Genomic DNA, 18582 nt, shown 5'->3' with positions numbered 1-18582 from the left:
CAGACTATTAAGGCGAAGCGGCTACTATTATAAGTTGAACTTGAATAATAGTAGCTGTTTATGTTGTAGTATGAAAAAATGAGGAGTGCTTATGTATTTAATAGAGCCGATAAGAAATGGACAATATATTTACGATGGGGCAGTAGCTTTAGCGATACAGGTTCATGTGCTTAATAAGTTGAATTTGGACGAGGATATAATATTTCCTTATTGTTGCAAACCAAAGGTACAGATTGGTCTTTTCCAAAATGCCGAAAAAGAGATTAACCATGAGTACATGAAAGCTCACGGAATCACTCTTGTTAGACGTGATACAGGAGGGGGAACAGTGTTTTTGGATGAAGGAGCTGTGAATATTTGCCTTATTATGAATGGTGATAGTAATGTTTATGGTAACTTCAAAAAATTCTATGAACCTGCGGTAAATATATTATATGATCTTGGTGTGAGTAAGGTAGAACAAACAGGACGAAACGACCTTGTTGTTGATGGGAAGAAAGTAAGTGGAGCTGCGATGACTCTTGTTAATGGTAAGATTTATGGAGGATACACTCTGCTTTTAGATGTTAACTATGAAGCTATGGTCAATGTACTAACACCTAATCGTAAGAAAATTGAGTCGAAAGGTATAGATTCGGTAAGAAGTAGAGTTACAGGTCTTAGAGAATATTTAGATGAAGAATATAGAAATTTATCTGTAGTAGAGTTCAAAGACTTATACTTATGTCGCTTGTTTGGGTGTGAAAATCTTGAAGATATAAAACGCTATGAACTGACAAAAGACGATTGGCAAGCGATTGACGAATTACTCGCTAAGAAATATCAAAACTGGGACTGGAACTACGGGAAATCACCACGTTATAACTATAATAGAGATGCACGACTAGGGGTAGGAACTGTTGAGTTTAATCTGGAAGTAGAAGCAGGACGAATTATAAAAGCTAAGATTTATGGTGATTTTTTCGGAAAAGGTAATGTCGGTGATGTCGAGGAGAAACTAATCGGAGTAAGGGTAAAAGAAGAAGACTTGCTAGAAGTATTAGAAAGTATAGATTTAGCTCATTATTTTGGAAAAGTAGAAGCACAAGAATTTGTAGATTTGATATTGAGTTAAGAGAATGGTTTAATATATTAAACTAATTGAAAATCAATATCACTTTTTTTATATTTTAGTTGATTTTAAATTTTATAAAATGTATAATGTATCTTTCGAGTAAAAATCGATGATGAAATAAGGTCAGCGATACTTAGAAAAAATTATAAAATAAAGAAAGAGGTTGTAAAATGAAAAAATTAGCAAAAGCTTTATGGATTGAAAAAAACGAAGGAGTTTATATTGTTGGACCAACAGCTGAATTACAAGATGACGTTGGTACTGTAGGATTCGTAGAATTTTCAAAAAATGAAAAATTAGCAAAAGATGATGTTATTTTACGTTTAGAAGCATCAAAAACTGTATTAGACGTTAACGCACCATTAGCTGGTGATGTAGTAGAATACAACAAAAAAGCTGAAGAAGAGCCAACTGTATTAAACTCAGCTGATCCAAAAGAATCTTGGATCGTTAAATTAACAAACGTTGATGAAGCTGAATTTAACAAATTACCAGATTACAAATAATAACTTTGGTTATACAATAGATTCGAAGTATGAGGGTTTCCTTATACTTCGAATCTTTTTTGTTTCGGTAAATATGAGTCTCGATATAACCTTTTGAAATAGATATTAGGTAGTACGTATTAGAAATTAAATTTTAGAAAATGAGTTAATAAGAAGATGGTAAATTCCCAAAGTAAATTAATAAGAAGATAGGTGAAAAAGCTTAGTCAGTGCTTGAAAAAATAAGTTAAATATAGTAATATAGAGTGGTATGTAATAACTTTCTGGCTATATTGTAGCGAGGAAGTTTTACTAAAATGGAAAATATTTATAAAAAGAAAGAGAGATTAAAAGACTATGGGTCGTAAATGGAATAATATTAAAGAAAAAAAAGCGGCAAAAGACGCTAACACTAGTAAGATTTATGCTAAGTTTGGACGTGAAATTTACCAAGCGGCAAAAAGTGGAGAACCAGATCCAGAAAGCAACAGAAATCTAAAAGTAGTATTAGAAAGAGCGAAAACTTACCGTGTTCCTAAAAACATTATTGACCGTGCTATTGAAAAAGCAAAAGGTGGAAGTGAAGAAAACTACGATGAATTACGTTATGAAGGTTTCGGTGTAAGTGGAACTATGGTTATTATCGATACACTTACAAACAACGTTAACCGTACAGCTGCTGAAGTGCGTACAGCATTAGGTAAAAACGGAGGTAACTTAGGTGTTACTGGTTCTGTTAACTACATGTTCGACAACACTGCAGTTATCGGTGTTGAAGGTAAGAGTGCAGATGAATTATTAGAAATTCTTATGGAAGCTGATATTGATGCTCGTGATATTCTTGAAGAAGATGAGTTAACATTAGTATATGGTGAACCAGAAAACTTCCACGAAATCCAAGAAGCTCTTAAAGTAGCTGGAATCGAAGAATTTGAAGTTGCTGAAATTTCAATGATTCCTCAAAACGAAGTAACATTAAGCGAAGAAGATAAAGCTAAATTCGAAAGAATGTTAGAAATGCTTGACGATTGTGAAGATGTTCAACAAGTATACCACAACGTTGACTTAGAAGCCTAGGTGAACTATGGTTAAGAAAATTAAAAAAAATAGTTCATATAGCTATAATGATAGAAATATAAAACCAACTTTAAATGATATTTCAGCACCAACAGCTGAACCATTATTAGATGTACACGGTGAAGAAGCTTCGCCTATAAGACGTTTAATTGCGTATTTGATTGACTTAGGTATTTACTTACCAATAGCGATTATTTTCCAATATACTACTGTGAACTTACGTGCACAAGGTGGAGCGGAAAACGAAAGAAATGCATTATATATGACACTTTCAATAGTTATTTTCGCAATTCTTTTATATGGATACCTACCGCATAAATGGCAAGGTCAAACTATAGGAAAAAAACTTCTTAAAGTGAGAATAGTGCCTACAGATAACAAGAAAATCGAATTTTCTAGATATTTAATTAGAGAATTCCTAGTTAAAGTTACAATCGGTTGGGCTGCAGTACCAGTTTCAGCGCTATTTTGGTTATATGAAACATATGTGCTTAAGCGCAAAGAGTCGATAATGCTATACGATAGACTTCTAAATATGCGAGTTGTCGCAGCAACAGAACAACCAAAAGTGGTTAAAGAAAAAGAAGATAAAGAAAAATAATGAATAAGAACTAGTTGCTTGAGGGCTAATATAGTCTAAAAGCAGCTAGTTTTTTTGTTTTATGTTAGATTTAACGTTCGTTTTGATAGTTCTTTTATGTTTTCTGTTTTATATTTTCGAAAAAAGTGTTAAAATATAAATGTTAAATTTATTATTTTAGAGTGGAGAAAAAATGTTAAAAATAGACAGACATAGTTATATCTTAAATGAATTGAAAAACAAACATTTGGTACGTGTTAGTAATTTAGCGAATGATATGAAAGTTACTGAGATGACGATTCGCCGTGATTTGCAAGAGTTAGAAGATTATGGGCACCTTACTAGAATACATGGTGGAGCAAAATTAAAACCGAAAAATTTCTATCAAGAGGATAATTACAACAAGAAAATATCTGTAAATGTTGAAGAGAAAAAACAAATCGCCAGAAAAGTATCAGAGCTTATAAAAGATAATGAGACTATTTTTATAGGACCAGGTAGTACTACGAGTTACTTAGCGGAGTATCTTCAAGATAGAGATATTAATATTGTGACGAATTCATTAACAGTATTCGAACAGTTTAAAGACAATCCGTCTTGTGATCTTATTTTTATCGGAGGAAGATACCGTCAAAAAACAAAAGGGTTTATTGGATATTTTACACAAGATGCACTTAGTAAAATAAGTGTAAATAAGGCGTTTGTTGGGGTGAATGGTATAGATTTAGAGAAGGTTACTATCTCTGATGAAGAAGAAGGACGTTGTAATGAAACGATTCTTAATAATGCGACTGAGCGTTATGTCCTTGCAGACCACAGCAAGTTTTCAACACATGCATTTTACACATTTTTTCAACTAAAAGATCTTACAGCAATTATCAGTGATGATGTTCTTGATGAAAATATCAAAGAACAATATAAAAAAGAAGTAGCTATAATATAAAAAAATATAATTCAGGGCTAAGTTTTCGGTCCTGAATTTTTTTATCTTAAGTTATGAGGTTTACGTAATTCCAACATACATCTTACTTTACAAAAAACATTCTAAAAACATCAAAAAACCTAGATTTAGAAATTTCTAAACCTAGGTTTTTGTTGTTTGAATTATTATTTGAAGATAGAAGTTTTAAAGCTGTTTGTTTGTTGAAGAAGTTTTTTGAATAATTTCTCTTTAAGTGATACAGTATTATCAAATTTAACTGATCCATTTTTAAGAGTCGCTTTATCTTTATCAACGGCAGCAGAGAATGCTTGTTTTAAATCGTCATAACTACTATAAGTAGTACCATCGATTGTAACAGGGTTAAATCCTGCTTTAGCTTTCTCAACAACTTCTCTGAAGTATTCTTTTTTCCATTCTTCTAAAGTACTGAATTTGTTATCAGAAACTTTCTTGATGATGAAGTCATCACCTAATGTAGCATTACCAGCTTTTTTAGATTCAGCTTTTAACATATTTGAAGCGTAGTTTAAGAATCCTTTTTCATATCCATAGTAACCCCACATTCTGAATGTGTTATGTTTGAATGACATAGATCCAGGAGCACCTTCACTTGTGTTACCTCCGTAGATACCAGCAGTAATAGGTACAGTCACGTAGGCAGTTCCAAATCCAGTTGGATCATAGATAGCATTACCTGGACCGTGTTTAGTCATGAAGTTTTTGTCTACTAAGTCATTAACAGAGTTTAACTCATATCCTTTTTCTTCTTCGTTAAGATCTCTAACCTCATCGTATTGGTTCTTAGTATTAGCTCCACGTAATTTTTTAGCTACTTTCTTGAACCAAGCGTTATTTAGTTCTTTACTGTGTTTATCAATTACGGCTTCTCCTTCAAGGTAATCAAGAAGCATTAATGTGTCGTTGAAACCTTTCATGTAATTATCGATTTCAGCGCGAGAAGTAAGGTCGTTTGGATTTGTGTTATACCATTGGTTTCCGTCGTTTGGACGTTCGTATGCCATATTTAATCCTAATGCTTTAAAGTCACCGTTTGGACTTGATTCAGCAGGTGATTGTAACATACCTTGTGCGAATGCCTCTAAGTCAGTTCCTTCACGGTGTCTAGAACCACCTAAGTATACCATACGGTCATTTACGTGAGTTGTTTCGTGAGTGAAGGCTGAGATACCGAAATCACTAATCATATCAGTAACCATGAAGAATACAGAGTCATCTTTATAAGGGTTACCGTAAATACGAGCTACAGCTCCCATACGCCAGTCAGTTGCATGATAACGTCCTGTTGGTCCGTATAATTCACGGATAGGTGCTACGTCTTTACCACTATTAGTGTGTCCATATTTATCTGTGCTGATTCCCTTGTAATTTTGGTTATCTAGTACTGGTGTTGGTACCATGTTGTTGCTCTTAAGCAGTTGATTACGAACTTTATCTAATGATAGACGAGACCAGAAGTCTAGATAATTTTGTTGACCTTTTGCTACTTTATCGATTTCTTTCTTGAATGCTTCACGTTCTGCTGCAGTATTCTTACCATATTTTTCAAATGAACTGTAAGCCATAGTGTTATATGTTGAGATTAAGAACATGTGGGCATCTTTTAAGTTTAATAGAGGAAGAATCATCTTACCGTGAACATCATTATTTAATCCTTCGTATGCTCTGTGTTTCTTATCAGCAAATTCAGGAGTTGTTGTTTTTGGTTCAACGATATATACATTATCTTTAGTAGCTTTTATGAACCAATCGTTTAAGTCTGTATCACTTGTTAATAGACGCATATTATAGTCTAAGAAACTGTTTAACTCGCCTATACCGATAACTCCACCGATAGCTTCGCGATAAGCTTCTAAAGTTCTATCACCTTTAATGTTACTTTCTTTAGAACCAATCTTAATCAAGAAGTCTAACACATTAACATTCTTACCGTAGAAATCAGGTTTGAATAACATTAACTCTTTAATGTTAAAGTCATCGAATTTAACTCCGTAATAACGGTTTAGGTAAGATAATCCAAGAAGAACAGCAGCTTTATTGTCATCAATTTTCTTAATTAATGCACGTTTAGCAGCTTCATCAGTATTTAGTTGATGGTCTTCATTTTGAACTAACTTAGTAACGAATTTATTAAGGTTATCTTTAACGTACTTGAAGCTTTCTTCTAAGTAAAGATCCTTAATTGCATTTACTTTGTTACCACCTGTTCTTCCTAAGAGTTGATAAACAGGATCAGATTGTAATTCTACTGGACTTAATTTACTTTCGATAGCACTGATTAAATCGCTACGCTCTTTATCAACGATGTTAGGAGTGTAAACTATTTCTCCAAGTTCAGCGATGCTGTATTCTTTAACTTGTTTCACTTGAGATTCTTTAGGTGAGATGTTAAAGATTTCTTTTGTCTTATCAGCGTAGTGAACGATAATGCGGTTGGCATCGCCAAGTTCAGTTACGAATTCATTATCTTTCATCGCAGTAACAGATAATACTTTTTTAGTTAGTAAGTTTGATCCAGCTGGAATCTTGTTACCTTGGTTAACGATCCACTCTTTATTGTAGAATGGTTGAAGTTTTTCGATGTTGCGATAAGCAAGTTCGCGAGATGCATCGTAGTCATCGATGTTTTTGTATTGATCATCTTTATTTACAATGTTATTAAGTTTGTCTTCGACAGTTTTTGTGCTTGTGAATTCATGAGCGGTAATTCCCATCTTAGCGATTTTCGCATTAGCTTCTTCTTGAGAAACACCTTTCCATTTGTTAGAACGTGGATAAGATTTTGCACCTTCACTCACATCGTTAACTGTAACGTTATCGTTTTTAACCCAGTTAGCACCGAAATAATCATCTTCTTGAATATCTTTTGAACCGTAAAGGATTTCTCCACCGTTTTTAACTTTCATCATAGTTACGTTGTTTTCAACAAGTCCCCATGACCAGTTAGAGTGAAGTAGTCCACCCGTTTCTACTGGTTCTTTAAGATCGATTGTTCCTTTGGCAACAGAGTTTTTCAGGCGACCACGTTTACCAACATCATTAGGATCTCCACCGTGGTTTAATTTGGCAACAAGTCCACCGACTTTAGCTTTATTACCTGTAATATCAGCTTCAACATAAGAATTGTCTGTGTTACTTCTCCAGCTTTCACTTACAAGTCCACCAGCCCACCAGTTTTTATTACCTTGGATATGGATTTTACCGATGAATGCAACGTTAGTCATGTCTGCTTCATCCATTTTGTTAACCATACCAGTTACATCATTAGCACCAGTTACATTACCAGTTACTTTAATGTTTTCGATAGTTGCTTTCTTAACAGTATTAGCTAATGGAGCAACTTTGTCAGTTTCAGGCATATTAATATTAACATTTTCAAGTAGTAAGTTTTTAACTGTACCACCCTCGATATTAGAGAATAGAGGTCTAGAAATATTGTGAATTGCGAATTTGTTGCCATCTGTACTTGTTAATGTACCTTTGAATAAGCTAGTTACATATGATTTTCCAGCTGGGTTAACGTTCGCTGCATTCATATCGCTACCAAGTTTAAATGTACCAGTGGGATTAGTTTGCATAGCTTTAACAAGTTCATTGAAGTCATAGTATACATCGCCTTCATGAGCTTTTGGTTTAGCGAAGTAGTGAGTATATGTCTCGCTAAGTTTATTTTCACCGTTACGTTGGACTAAATCAGGTGCTGTTGCAGTAACTTTGTATAGAGTTTTGCCTTCTACAGTAACTTCTTCAATCTTATCAACAGAAAGTCTTGTTACTTTATTGTCGTGAGTTGTAACTTTTAAGTAATATGGAGTTACATCACCTGGAACAGATGATAAGAAACTGCTATCAGTTTCGTTACCTTCAGGATCAACACTTATTAAGCTTGTTTCTTTAATGTTTTTAATTTCAACTTTTTTAAGATCTAATTGAATTGGTTGATCTTCTAAAGTTTCAGTTTCTTCACCGTTACCTCTATCGTAAACCATAGTAGTAGATAGAGTATATTTTTGGAAGTATTTTAGATTATCTAATAATGCATCTAAGTTGTTTTCTGATAAATCAATAGTTTTAACAACTGCTCCATCTTTTTTCAGAGTAGCTGTGATTGATTTAATTTTTGTCTTAGTTGGATTTTCTAGAGAATACTTAGCAACTACTTCTTTATCTAATACTTTCTTGTCAGTATTTACAAATTTTAGTATTGGTTTCTCAGTTAATGGAACTAAGTTTTTGATAGCTTGTTCTAATTTTTCAGTAGCTGCATTCACTTTGCTTTGAGTAGTAGCTTCATCTGCATTTACAGGGTTTGCTGCTGCAAGGGCTTCTTCTAAAGCTTTCCATGTTTGAGTAGTGTATTCTTCTTTACGTTTGTTGTTAGCTGAGTTAATAGCGCTTTGTAATGCAGTTTTATCCACGGCAAGAGCTTTAATAGCGTCTTGAAGAGCTTTAGTAGCTGCATCTATTTCACTTTGTTTAGGAAGTGGAGTAGTTTGGTCGTTGATTTCTTTAGCTTTTAGTTCGGTGTTTTTGAATTTATTCCAAGTTTCAGGGCTGTAGTCAGCTTCTTGTTTAGTTTTTGCATCTTTTATTTGTTCTTGTAATTTTGTTTTATCAACATTTAAGGCAGCTATAGCTTCTTTTAGTTTTTTAGCTGTTTCATCGATTTGAGCTTGAGTAGCAGCTGCGTTATCTTCTATAGCTTGAGCTGCTTTTTTAGCTTCTTCTAATGCAGCCCAAGTTTCAGGACTGAAATCTGAAGCGGTTTTAGAGTTAGCATCTGCTAGTTGTTTTTCAAGTTCAGTCTTATCTGTATTTAATCCTGCGATAGCAGCTTTAAGTTTTTCATTAATGTGATCAACTTCACTTTGTTTTGCGGCTGGATTGTTTGTAACTTTTTCAGCTTCAGCTAATACAGTTTGTAGATTTGCCCAGGATGCATCGCTGTAGTGCTCTTTAGTTTTTGATTTAGCATCGGCGATAGTGTTATTTAAGTCCGTTTTGTCAACATTAAGAGCGTCAATAGCAGCTTTTAGTTTAGCTGTCTCACTATCTACTTCAGGTTGTTTTACAGAATCTGAAGCGTAGACATTTTGCGCAGCTGCTAAAATTGGTTTAAGAGCGTTATAGCTTGCTGCAGAGTAATCAGCAGGAATAAGAGCAATAGCTCTATCGATTTGAGCTTTTAGTGCAGCTTTATCTACTTTTTCTTCTGGTTTTGTCTCCACAGGTTTTGGAGTTTCAGGCTGAGGTGTAGGTTTTATCTCCACAGGTTTTGGAGTTTCCGGTTGAGGAGTAGGTTTAGTTTCCTCAGGTTTTGGAGTTTCCGGTTGAGGAGTAGGTTTAATTTCCTCAGGTTTTGGAGTTTCAGGCTGAGGTGTAGGTTTAATTTCCTCAGGTTTTGGAGTTTCAGGCTGAGGAGTAGGTTTAGTTTCCTCAGGTTTTGGAGTTTTAGGTTGAGGAGTGGCTTCTTCCTTAGTTCCAATGGCGATAACCTTGTTTATAGGTTGTTTTGTAATTGAAGTTTTGATAACTTTACTAGATTGTTTACCATCGGCAGTAGTTACTTCGCTAAATACGATTTGCTCACCGTTAACTCCTTCTTGAACAACTTTAGTTTGCCCTTTTGGTAGAGTAGCATCAGGTTGTTCGATTGTCTCGAAAGGAACAACTTCAGTAGTTGATTTAAGTTCAGGTTTATTTTCAACTGGTGCTTTAGGTCCTTCATCAGTAGTTGTTTTATGATCTACTGCAGGAGCAGGAGTAGGTTGTGTTGGTTCAACTGCCGTTTGTGTTGGTTTTGGAAGAACTTTTTGTTCAGCTTGAGGTAAAGTGCCTAAATCGCTAAGAGTAAAGTATCCAACATAGCGATAGCCATCGATGCTGATTACACCGCTCGCAAGATCTGTAGAATCAGCAACTGTTGTTTGTGTGTTGTATTGCACTAATTCTTTGTTTTCGAAGGCGAATGATTGGTAAGGCATAACGATACTTTGTCCCATAGCCCCGATTAACACAACGCTAAGAACTTTGTTTCTGTGTTTTTTCGACATTAAAAGAACCACTAATACTGCGGTACCGATTCCAAGTCCTGCTACAGGAAGTGAACTTTGTCCAGTATTTGGTAATGATTTTAATTCTGTAGGTTTAGTGGAAGTTTGTGCTTCTTTTTTATAAACCATGTAGTATGTTTCGTTGTTTTTTACATCATTCGGAATACTTCTTTTAATTAAAGTTTTCTCAGCTTCGGTCAATTCATTTTCAGCTAGATAAGTATATTTAACACTTGTGTTGTTTTCGTTGGCAAGTGCTTCACTTGGTGCATGACTTCCAAAAAATAAAGCCCCGATAACGACCGGTGCTGCACCAAGAGATAATTTTCTAATTGAAAACTTTAAAATTTTATTATTATTTTCATTTTTCAATCGCATGAAATTATTTTCTCCTATATATTTTTTAGTTACATCTTAATTCTATCAAAAAACCAAGTTTAAAGCAATTAATCAAACTCGAAAAACAGTATGTAAAGTGCATTAATTTTATATTTTGATAACAATTTTAGTATAAAAATACTAGATTTTTATATGATAATAATACAAATATAACACCAAAATACAACTGTACTAGTACTGAAGAATGGTAAATGGTAAAATATAAATATAATTAATTTTATTTTTTAAGAAATTATTTAGGGGAGACATGTTCTGCGAACGCTGTTGTAAAAAGGTTAAATTGAAGTGTATTTATTTTATTCTGAAATTTTTATAATAGTAATTTAGTTTAAATAGTTTCGGAATTGTTGAAATAGTTGCAAGGGTAAAGAATCTATGATATAATATTTATATAAGTTGTATTAGTACAGTATGAAATATGTAAACTTAAGGATAAATATTTAAAAATAAAATCAGAAAGGATGATTTTTATGGACGGAGATACAACCAAGAAAAAGAAAAGTAAGAAAAATGTAGTGGTTAAAAAAGCAATAAGCTTAGAGACATTTGTTTTCTTAGCTATATTCTTCCTAATATTTGGTTTAATGGCTAGAAAAATGGGAACACCGCTTATGTTTAAAACGATGATGGCAACAGCCCATGATTTACTGCTTAACACAGTATTTTTCATTATGGCAATGGCGGTTATCGCAGGTGCTATTAGTGCGCTGTTATCAGAGTTCGGTGCGATTGCACTAATCAATAAGATTTTTGCACCTCTTATGAAACCACTTTGGGGAATGCCTGGAGCGAGTGTTACAGGTGCGGTAGCTACATATCTATCAGATAACCCAGCTATTATTCCATTTGCGAAAGATAAAAGATTTACCTCTTTCTTTAAAAAATATCAAGTACCAGCCCTGTGTAACTTAGGGACAGCTTTTGGTATGGGGCTTATCGTAACGATGTTTATGATGGGGCAAGGAGAAGGATTTATTAAAGCAGCAATCATCGGTAATGTTGGAGCAATCCTAGGTAGTATTATAAGTGTTCGTTTAATGTTAAGACAAACAAAAAAATACTATGGTGATGAAGCGGATGAGCCAGCAATTGAATTAGCTGGAGGTGATGATAGACCAGATAAAGTAAGAATAGTACGTGATGGAAATATGTTCCAACGAGTTCTAGATACTGTTTTAGAAGGTGGTAAAACAGGGGTTGAAATGGGTCTAGCAATCATTCCGGGTGTACTTATAGTATGTACTTTCGTAATGATGTTAACATTCAAAATGCCAGCCGGAGGATATACAGGTGCGGCATATGAAGGTGTTGGATTCTTACCTTGGTTAGGAGAGAAACTAACATTCATCCTAGAACCACTATTTGGATTCCATTCTGCAGAAGCAATTGCCTTCCCGATTACAGCATTAGGAGCAGTAGGAGGAGCAATCTCATTAGTTCCAGAATTCTTGAAGAATGGATTAATTGGAGCAAATGACGTTGCGGTATTCACAGCGATGGGTATGTGTTGGAGTGGATACTTAAGTACTCACATCGGTATGATGGATGCTCTTGGAGTACGTAAATTATCTTCAAAAGCAATTGTATCACATACAATAGGTGGTCTTGCAGCGGGAGTTATAGCTCACTACTTATTCGTATTGCTAGGGTAGTAAATAAAAAATAACAGATTGAATTAAGAAGGCGTAACTCTCGGAGTTGCGTCTTTTTTTAGAATCTAATATATATTTATTTTATCCTGTGAAGTATTGAATAGAGGTAATGTAGATAGTATAATTAAATTATAAATAGTTTTTATTTAGATAAATATACAAAAGGGGAAATCTCGTATGGAAAGATTCAAGAGTGTTAATTTTTATTATACCTTAGGTATAATGTTGGTTATTTCGTTAGTAGCGAAATATCTTGCTCAAGTGCCTGCGCTAAAATTATTTGGACATTTGGTGATTGCGCTTGTTATCGGTATGGCATTGCAAGCGTCAAAAGGATTAAAAGAGCAGGTTAAGGCGGATATTCCATTTATAAGTAATAAATTCTTACGACTTGGAATAATTTTATTAGGGTTTAAGTTAGCGTTGGATAGACTTCTATCAGAAGGTAAAAAGACGTTGATTGTAGCGTTCTTTATTGTTTTATTTATGATAACTTTAACCTACTTTATGTGTCGAGCTTTCAAGGTGGATCATGAACTTGCGTTACTTTCTTCATGTGGTTGTGGTATCTGTGGTGCTGCGGCAGTCATGGGGGTAAGTGGTCAACTTCGAGCGAAAACAGATAATAGCGTACTTGCGGTTGCGGTTGTTGCGATACTAGGTACAGTATTTACTTTAATAGAAGTAACTTTACAACCATACCTGGGGCTTGATGCATACAACTACGGAGTATTTACAGGAGGAAGTCTTCATGAAATAGCTCATGCAGTTGCGGCAGGAGGAGCAGGTGGACAAGTGGCGCTTGATGCTGCGATTCTTACTAAATTATCACGTGTTCTTATGCTTATAGTAGTAGCGGGTGTATTGATTGTAGTTAACAAAAAAACTCAAGATGAAACAAAAGGAAAAGTTCCGATGCCGTACTTTATTCTAGGTTTTATCTTTATGAGTATTTTAGGAAGTTATGTTACTTTCTTAAAACCATTAGCTCCATTTTTCGTAGATGCAGCGTATGTATTCTTAGGTATGGCGATGGCTGCTTTAGGAATGAGTGTTAACTTTAAAGTTATTAAAGAACGTGGTGTGAGAGTATTTACGGCATGTTTCTTATCGTCTATTATTTTAATGGTAGTTTGTTACTTTGTAGCTAGATTTATCTTTTAGTAGTAGACTAAAGAAGGTTTAAGTGATAATAAAAAAATAATATCAAAGAGGAGAACAATTATGACAATTACAAAATTATTAGGGATAAAGTATCCGGTGTTTCAAGGCGCTATGGCTCAAATAGCTAGATATGAACTTGTTTCAGCGGTATCGAATGCGGGGGCGTTAGGTATTTTAGCTTCAGGAGGAGTAAGTCCAGAAGAACTTCGTAAAGAAATTCAACAATGTAAAAAACTTACAGATAAACCTTTCGGTGTTAACCTTATGCTTATGATGCACAATATTGATGAAATAATAGATGTTGTAATAGAAGAAGGTGTAAAAATCGTTACAACAGGTGCAGGTACTCCGAGAAAATACATGCCACGCTTAAAAGAGGCAGGGATAAAAGTAATTCCAGTAATTCCTTCTGTAAAAGCTGCAGTGAAAATGGAAGAATTAGGTTGTGATGCGGTTGTTGTAGAAGGGATGGAAGCAGGAGGACACGTAGGAACTAGTACTACAATGGCGTTGTTACCACAGGTAACTGCTGCGGTGAAAATACCCGTTATAGCAGCTGGAGGAATCGCGGATGGTCGAGGTATGGCTGCTGCATATTGTCTAGGAGCAAGTGGAGTTCAGATGGGAACAGTATTTTTAGCTTCTGAAGAATGTCCGATCTCTACAGAGTATAAAAACATGATCTTAGAAGCGGTTGATACATCGACTACACTAACAGGAGAAAAATTCGGAGCTCCTGTTCGTGGTATTAAAAACGAACTTACGAAAAGGTATCATGAATTAGAAGGAAAATCTTCAACGCTTATGGAGTTGGAAGAATTAACTCTAGGTTCGCTAAGAAGAGCGGTTTATGACGGAGATGTCGAAAATGGTTCTGTCATGGCAGGGCAAATCGCAGGATTAGTGAGTGAACTTCGACCAGTTAAAAACATTATAGAAGAAACTGTAGAAGAAGCAAGAGAAGTTTTACAAAGAGCAAAAATATAATATTAAAGGAACAACTTAGGTAATTTAGAGCCTGAGTTGTTTTTTTATGTACAATTGATTATGAGTTTAGTGTATGTGGTAGTGTTTAGAGGGTGTAATCAAGATGTTATAAGATAAATTAAAATGAAATTTTAGTTTTTAGATAAGTGTTATATTTAGTGTAATTTATTTTATTTTCAAAAGTGATAATACAAATGGATGTATTAATTTAATATTAATTGTAATTTAAAATTTAAAAAGAAGAAAAATAGAGTAAAATTTACATACTTTAACCATGTTTCAATTGACTATGATTAATGTTTATTATATTATAGTTATATATTTATTTAATTATTTTATAGGAGGGTTTTTATGATAGACCAAAGATATAAGCATGTAACTTATGGTTCTTCTTTTAAAGACTTCTTTAAAGGATTTGTGGACTTCACAGGGTATTCATCTGTGACAGGTCACTGGTTCCCTGTAGGAAGTATTTTAGGAGGATTTATCTTATTAACAGTTTTAGTGTTCCAAGGTGTATTATCTTCATTTTCTGGTATTGGAAGAAGATCAACAAATGATTTTGGATACTTATTAGGTGGAAGTGCATTTAGTGATGGAGTTTCTACTTTTCAAACAGGATTAGCGTTCGGTATATTTATACTAATAGCTGGACTTATTTTAATTTTACCTCTAACTGCAAGTTTTTCAAGAAGACTACGTGACGTAGGATTTGCTACATGGGGAATTGTTATTTTAATAGCTTTATATTATATTTTATCTTATTTCACAGTGTATTTATTGACTCCAGTGTACTGTATTGTTTTCTTATTTGTATTAATGTCATTACCATCTAATGCAGTAGAAACGAATTCTAATAGTGAATTTGCTAAATTTTTCTTAAGACAAACAGCACAAGCTCAACAATATTATAGTCAATTTGGAAATCCATTTGGGCAACCAGTTCAATATGATCAATTTGGAAATCCAATTCCAAATCAACTGAACTTTAACAATGGAATGAATCAAGGATTTAACCCACAAGGGCAACAAGGATTTAATCCAAATGCACCGCAAGGCCGTCCTAACCCAGGATTCCAAGGTCAACCACAACAAGGATTTAACCCACAAGGACAACAAGGATTCAATCCAAATGCACCGCAAGGTCGTCCTAACCCAGGATTCCAAGGTCAACCACAACAAGGATTTAACCCACAAGGACAACAAGGATTTAATCCAAATGTACCACACGGACACCAAAATCCAGGATTCCAAGGTCGACCACAACAAGGGTTTAACCCACAAGGACAACAAGGATTTAATCCAAATGCGCCGCACGGGAACCAAAACCCAGGATTCCAGGGTCAACCACAACAAAATGTAAATCCAAATGTACCGCAAGGAGAACCAAATCAGGGTTTTAATGCGGCTGGAGTACAAGAACAACAAACTCAACAAGCTCCAGAAGTAAAACAAGAAGAGGTTGTAGTTGAGCAACAAAATGTAGAAGAAGCATCACAAGTAGAAACTACTCCAGTAGTAGAAGTAACGCCACAAGTGGAAGTTGCTCCAGTAGTAGAAGAAGCACCACAAGTAGAAGAGACTCAAGAAGTAAAAGTAGAAGTTGCAGGTGGAGCTAGAAGCAGAAGACTTCAAAAGCTGAATAAAGCAGAAGACGAAGCTGTATTCAAAAAAAGAAGATAAAAAAATTATCTAATAGATCAGAATTAAGAGGCTCAGGTAGAAGTACTTGAACCTCTTTTTGTATTTTATGGGATTCTAATTATATAGCTACCTTCAGAGTCGTAACTAAGGTTATTTCATTTTTTGATAATTTTACTACTCTAAAGTATAATACTCACGAGTAGTAAAATTCAATTGCAGAAATTTTGAAAGTTAATTATCGATTGAGCGGAATAATAATATTAAATCGCTCATCATTGCACAGGGGAAAATCCTCGGTGATAATTTCAAAAATCGATTTGAACTATGTCGGATTATGTTTTATGAAAACTTTTTAGAAATTACTCTGAAAACAGAAAATCGCTCATCATTTAGAAAAACAATCAAATATAAAAATAAAAACACTCATTTTAATCGTTTATTTTGATTATTTATGAGTGTTTTTGCTTGATTTTGATTGAATAGCTATATTATATTAGATATAATAATCATGGGAGTTAGGAGAGAAGAGAAATTGGTAAATGAAAGATGGAATAAAATTTTAGATTTGTTAGATGAGAAAGGTTCGCTAAACCTAAAGGAGTTGATGGAATATTGTAATGTTTCGGAAGCAACGATAAGACGCGATCTTACAAACCTAGAAGATAAAAATTTATTATATAGAACTCACGGTGGTGCGATGAAACGCTCGGCGGCACGTGGTAGTGAAGAAAGTGTTGAAGCGAAACGTGAAGAGTATCTGCAGGAGAAAAGAGCGGTAGCGAAGTACCTTTGTGATAATGTTGTTCAGTCAGGACAGACGATTTATCTAGATGCAGGGACATCGACGTACGAAATGATTGAACACCTTCGAGATAGAAGGATAACTGTAGTGACTAATTCAACATATCATTTACCGAAGCTTATTAATAATAAAATACATACTATTATATTAGGTGGAACACTGAAACATTCTACACAGGCGGTGATAGGATATTCAGCCGTTGAACAACTAAAGAAATATAGTTTTGACATGTGTTTTGTCGGCTGTAACGGAATAGATGAAAGTTTTGGTGTGACGACCGCAGAAGAAAATGAAGCTTTTATAAAAACAACAGCGATACAAGGTAGTAAGAAGAAATATATTCTCGCTGATAAATCGAAATTCGGTCATAGAAAGTTCCAAAAATTTGCCGAACTAGATGACATAATTATAGTATCGTATGAAGTTCCAGAAGAATATAAGAAATTTAAAAATATAATAGAAGTAAAAAGTATAAAGGAGGACTAAAAGTGTATTATACAATTACTTTAAATCCGGCTGTTGATATGCTGACAACGGCGGAAAATTTCGCGCTTGGAAAACTAAATAGAACACAAGAAGCGAAGTACGTAGTAGGTGGAAAAGGAATTAATATCTCAATCTTACTTAACAACGTTGGTGTTGATAGTAAAGCGTGGGGGTTTGTTGCTGGATTCACAGGATATTTTATTAAATCAGAACTAGATAATCTAGGTGTAAAACACGATTTTGTAGAAACGAGTGGAGCTACTAGAATCAACATGAAATTAACTACAGAAACTGAGACTGAAATTAACGGTCAAAGTAGCAGTGTAAACCTAGATAACGTTAGCGACTTTTTTACGAAATTAGAAGTACTGACTGAGGAAGATGTAGTATTCTTATCTGGTAATGTTATCGCTGGAATGGGTGTAAATGACTTTAAGGCTATTGCGAAGAAAGTATCGGAATCAGGTGCTACATTAGTAGTAGATAGTAATAAAGACTTAGTGTTAGACACACTAGAGTACAAACCATTCGTAGTTAAACCGAATGAATTCGAACTTGGAGAAATGTTCGGTGTAACTTTAAATAGTATCGAAGAAATACTACAATACGCTGAAAAATTACAAGATCGCGGTGCGAAAAACGTACTTGTTTCACGTGGAGCAGACGGAGCATTACTACTAACAGAAAATAAGGAAGTATTCGAAGTTAACGTAGCTAAAGGTAAGATAGTGTCTACTGTTGCGGCAGGAGACAGTATGCTTGCGATGTTTGTTGCGAAATACAACGAAACAAAAGATTACCAAGAGGCTCTACGTTATGCATCAGCTGCAGGTGGTGCAACATCATTCTCAGTAGGAGTAGGAAGTAAAGAGTTAATAGAAGAATTATTGCCACAAATCGAAGTAAAAAAATTAAAATAAAATTTTGACAGATTGATGGTGGAAGATGACCTAAAAGTCCTAAATTTTTAAAAAGTGTTTATTATACCTCATAGACGCAGTTTTATTGATATCTAAAGTCGCTTTAAAAAAGCTTTTTAGATATCTAATAAACTGTGCGGGGGTGACTCTACAAAATCTTGTTTGATGTGTACCCAAAATTCTGGACACATATATATTTAGTTTAAACATGTGGATGTTATCCTGTATTGTACAGGTGACATCCATTTCGTTTTTGAT

At 34.4% G+C, this 18582-nt stretch carries 12 protein-coding genes; 11 read left to right on the top strand and 1 reads right to left on the bottom strand.

Features of this window, described 5'->3' with window-relative positions:
• Window positions 1-91 precede the first annotated feature (91 nt).
• From PNO30_RS08230 to PNO30_RS08210, 5 genes are all read left to right on the top strand, one after another.
• On the top strand, window positions 92-1114 hold the full coding sequence (locus tag PNO30_RS08230; protein WP_271987973.1) for a lipoate--protein ligase: 1023 nt from the start codon (window positions 92-94) through the stop codon (window positions 1112-1114).
• Between the two features lie 170 nt (window positions 1115-1284).
• Window positions 1285-1620 (top strand): glycine cleavage system protein H, encoded by a 336-nt coding sequence (locus PNO30_RS08225; protein ID WP_060914166.1) that lies wholly within the window; start codon window positions 1285-1287, stop codon window positions 1618-1620.
• Window positions 1621-1956: 336 nt separating this feature from the next.
• Window positions 1957-2676: a YebC/PmpR family DNA-binding transcriptional regulator gene (locus PNO30_RS08220; protein ID WP_271965671.1), complete on the top strand. Its 720-nt coding sequence runs from the start codon at window positions 1957-1959 to the stop codon at window positions 2674-2676.
• A 7-nt stretch (window positions 2677-2683) separates the two neighbouring features.
• Window positions 2684-3277 (top strand): RDD family protein, encoded by a 594-nt coding sequence (locus PNO30_RS08215; RefSeq protein ID WP_271965672.1) that lies wholly within the window; start codon window positions 2684-2686, stop codon window positions 3275-3277.
• A gap of 172 nt (window positions 3278-3449) precedes the next feature.
• Window positions 3450-4199 carry a DeoR/GlpR family DNA-binding transcription regulator gene (locus tag PNO30_RS08210; RefSeq protein WP_271965674.1) on the top strand — a complete coding sequence of 250 codons (750 nt, stop codon included), beginning with the start codon at window positions 3450-3452 and terminating at the stop codon, window positions 4197-4199.
• 164 nt (window positions 4200-4363) lie between these two features.
• On the opposite strand, the gene PNO30_RS08205 is transcribed toward PNO30_RS08210, so the two are convergent.
• On the bottom strand, window positions 4364-10648 hold the full coding sequence (locus tag PNO30_RS08205) for a ZmpA/ZmpB/ZmpC family metallo-endopeptidase (protein ID WP_271987971.1): 6285 nt from the start codon (window positions 10646-10648) through the stop codon (window positions 4364-4366).
• 491 nt (window positions 10649-11139) lie between these two features.
• On the opposite strand from PNO30_RS08205, the gene PNO30_RS08200 reads away from it, so the two are divergent.
• From PNO30_RS08200 to PNO30_RS08175, 6 genes are all read left to right on the top strand, one after another.
• Complete coding sequence (locus PNO30_RS08200; RefSeq protein WP_271987969.1) at window positions 11140-12321, top strand: hypothetical protein; 1182 nt, start codon at window positions 11140-11142, stop codon at window positions 12319-12321.
• Window positions 12322-12498: 177 nt separating this feature from the next.
• Window positions 12499-13485: a YeiH family protein gene (locus tag PNO30_RS08195; RefSeq protein WP_271987967.1), complete on the top strand. Its 987-nt coding sequence runs from the start codon at window positions 12499-12501 to the stop codon at window positions 13483-13485.
• A 60-nt stretch (window positions 13486-13545) separates the two neighbouring features.
• A complete protein-coding gene (locus PNO30_RS08190) occupies window positions 13546-14472 on the top strand; it encodes a nitronate monooxygenase (RefSeq protein ID WP_271987965.1) in 927 nt (308 codons plus the stop codon).
• A 351-nt stretch (window positions 14473-14823) separates the two neighbouring features.
• Window positions 14824-16155 (top strand): hypothetical protein, encoded by a 1332-nt coding sequence (locus PNO30_RS08185; RefSeq protein ID WP_271987964.1) that lies wholly within the window; start codon window positions 14824-14826, stop codon window positions 16153-16155.
• Between the two features lie 493 nt (window positions 16156-16648).
• Window positions 16649-17404 (top strand): DeoR/GlpR family DNA-binding transcription regulator, encoded by a 756-nt coding sequence (locus PNO30_RS08180; protein WP_271987962.1) that lies wholly within the window; start codon window positions 16649-16651, stop codon window positions 17402-17404.
• A gap of 2 nt (window positions 17405-17406) precedes the next feature.
• Complete coding sequence (locus PNO30_RS08175; protein WP_271987960.1) at window positions 17407-18324, top strand: 1-phosphofructokinase family hexose kinase; 918 nt, start codon at window positions 17407-17409, stop codon at window positions 18322-18324.
• Window positions 18325-18582: the final 258 nt, after the last annotated feature.

The sequence above is a fragment of the Gemella haemolysans genome, from assembly GCF_028308085.1.
Lineage (GTDB): Bacteria > Bacillota > Bacilli > Staphylococcales > Gemellaceae > Gemella > Gemella haemolysans_D.
The sequence above is the reverse complement of the archived record's forward strand: the minus strand, read 5'-3'. Positions and strand labels throughout refer to the sequence as shown.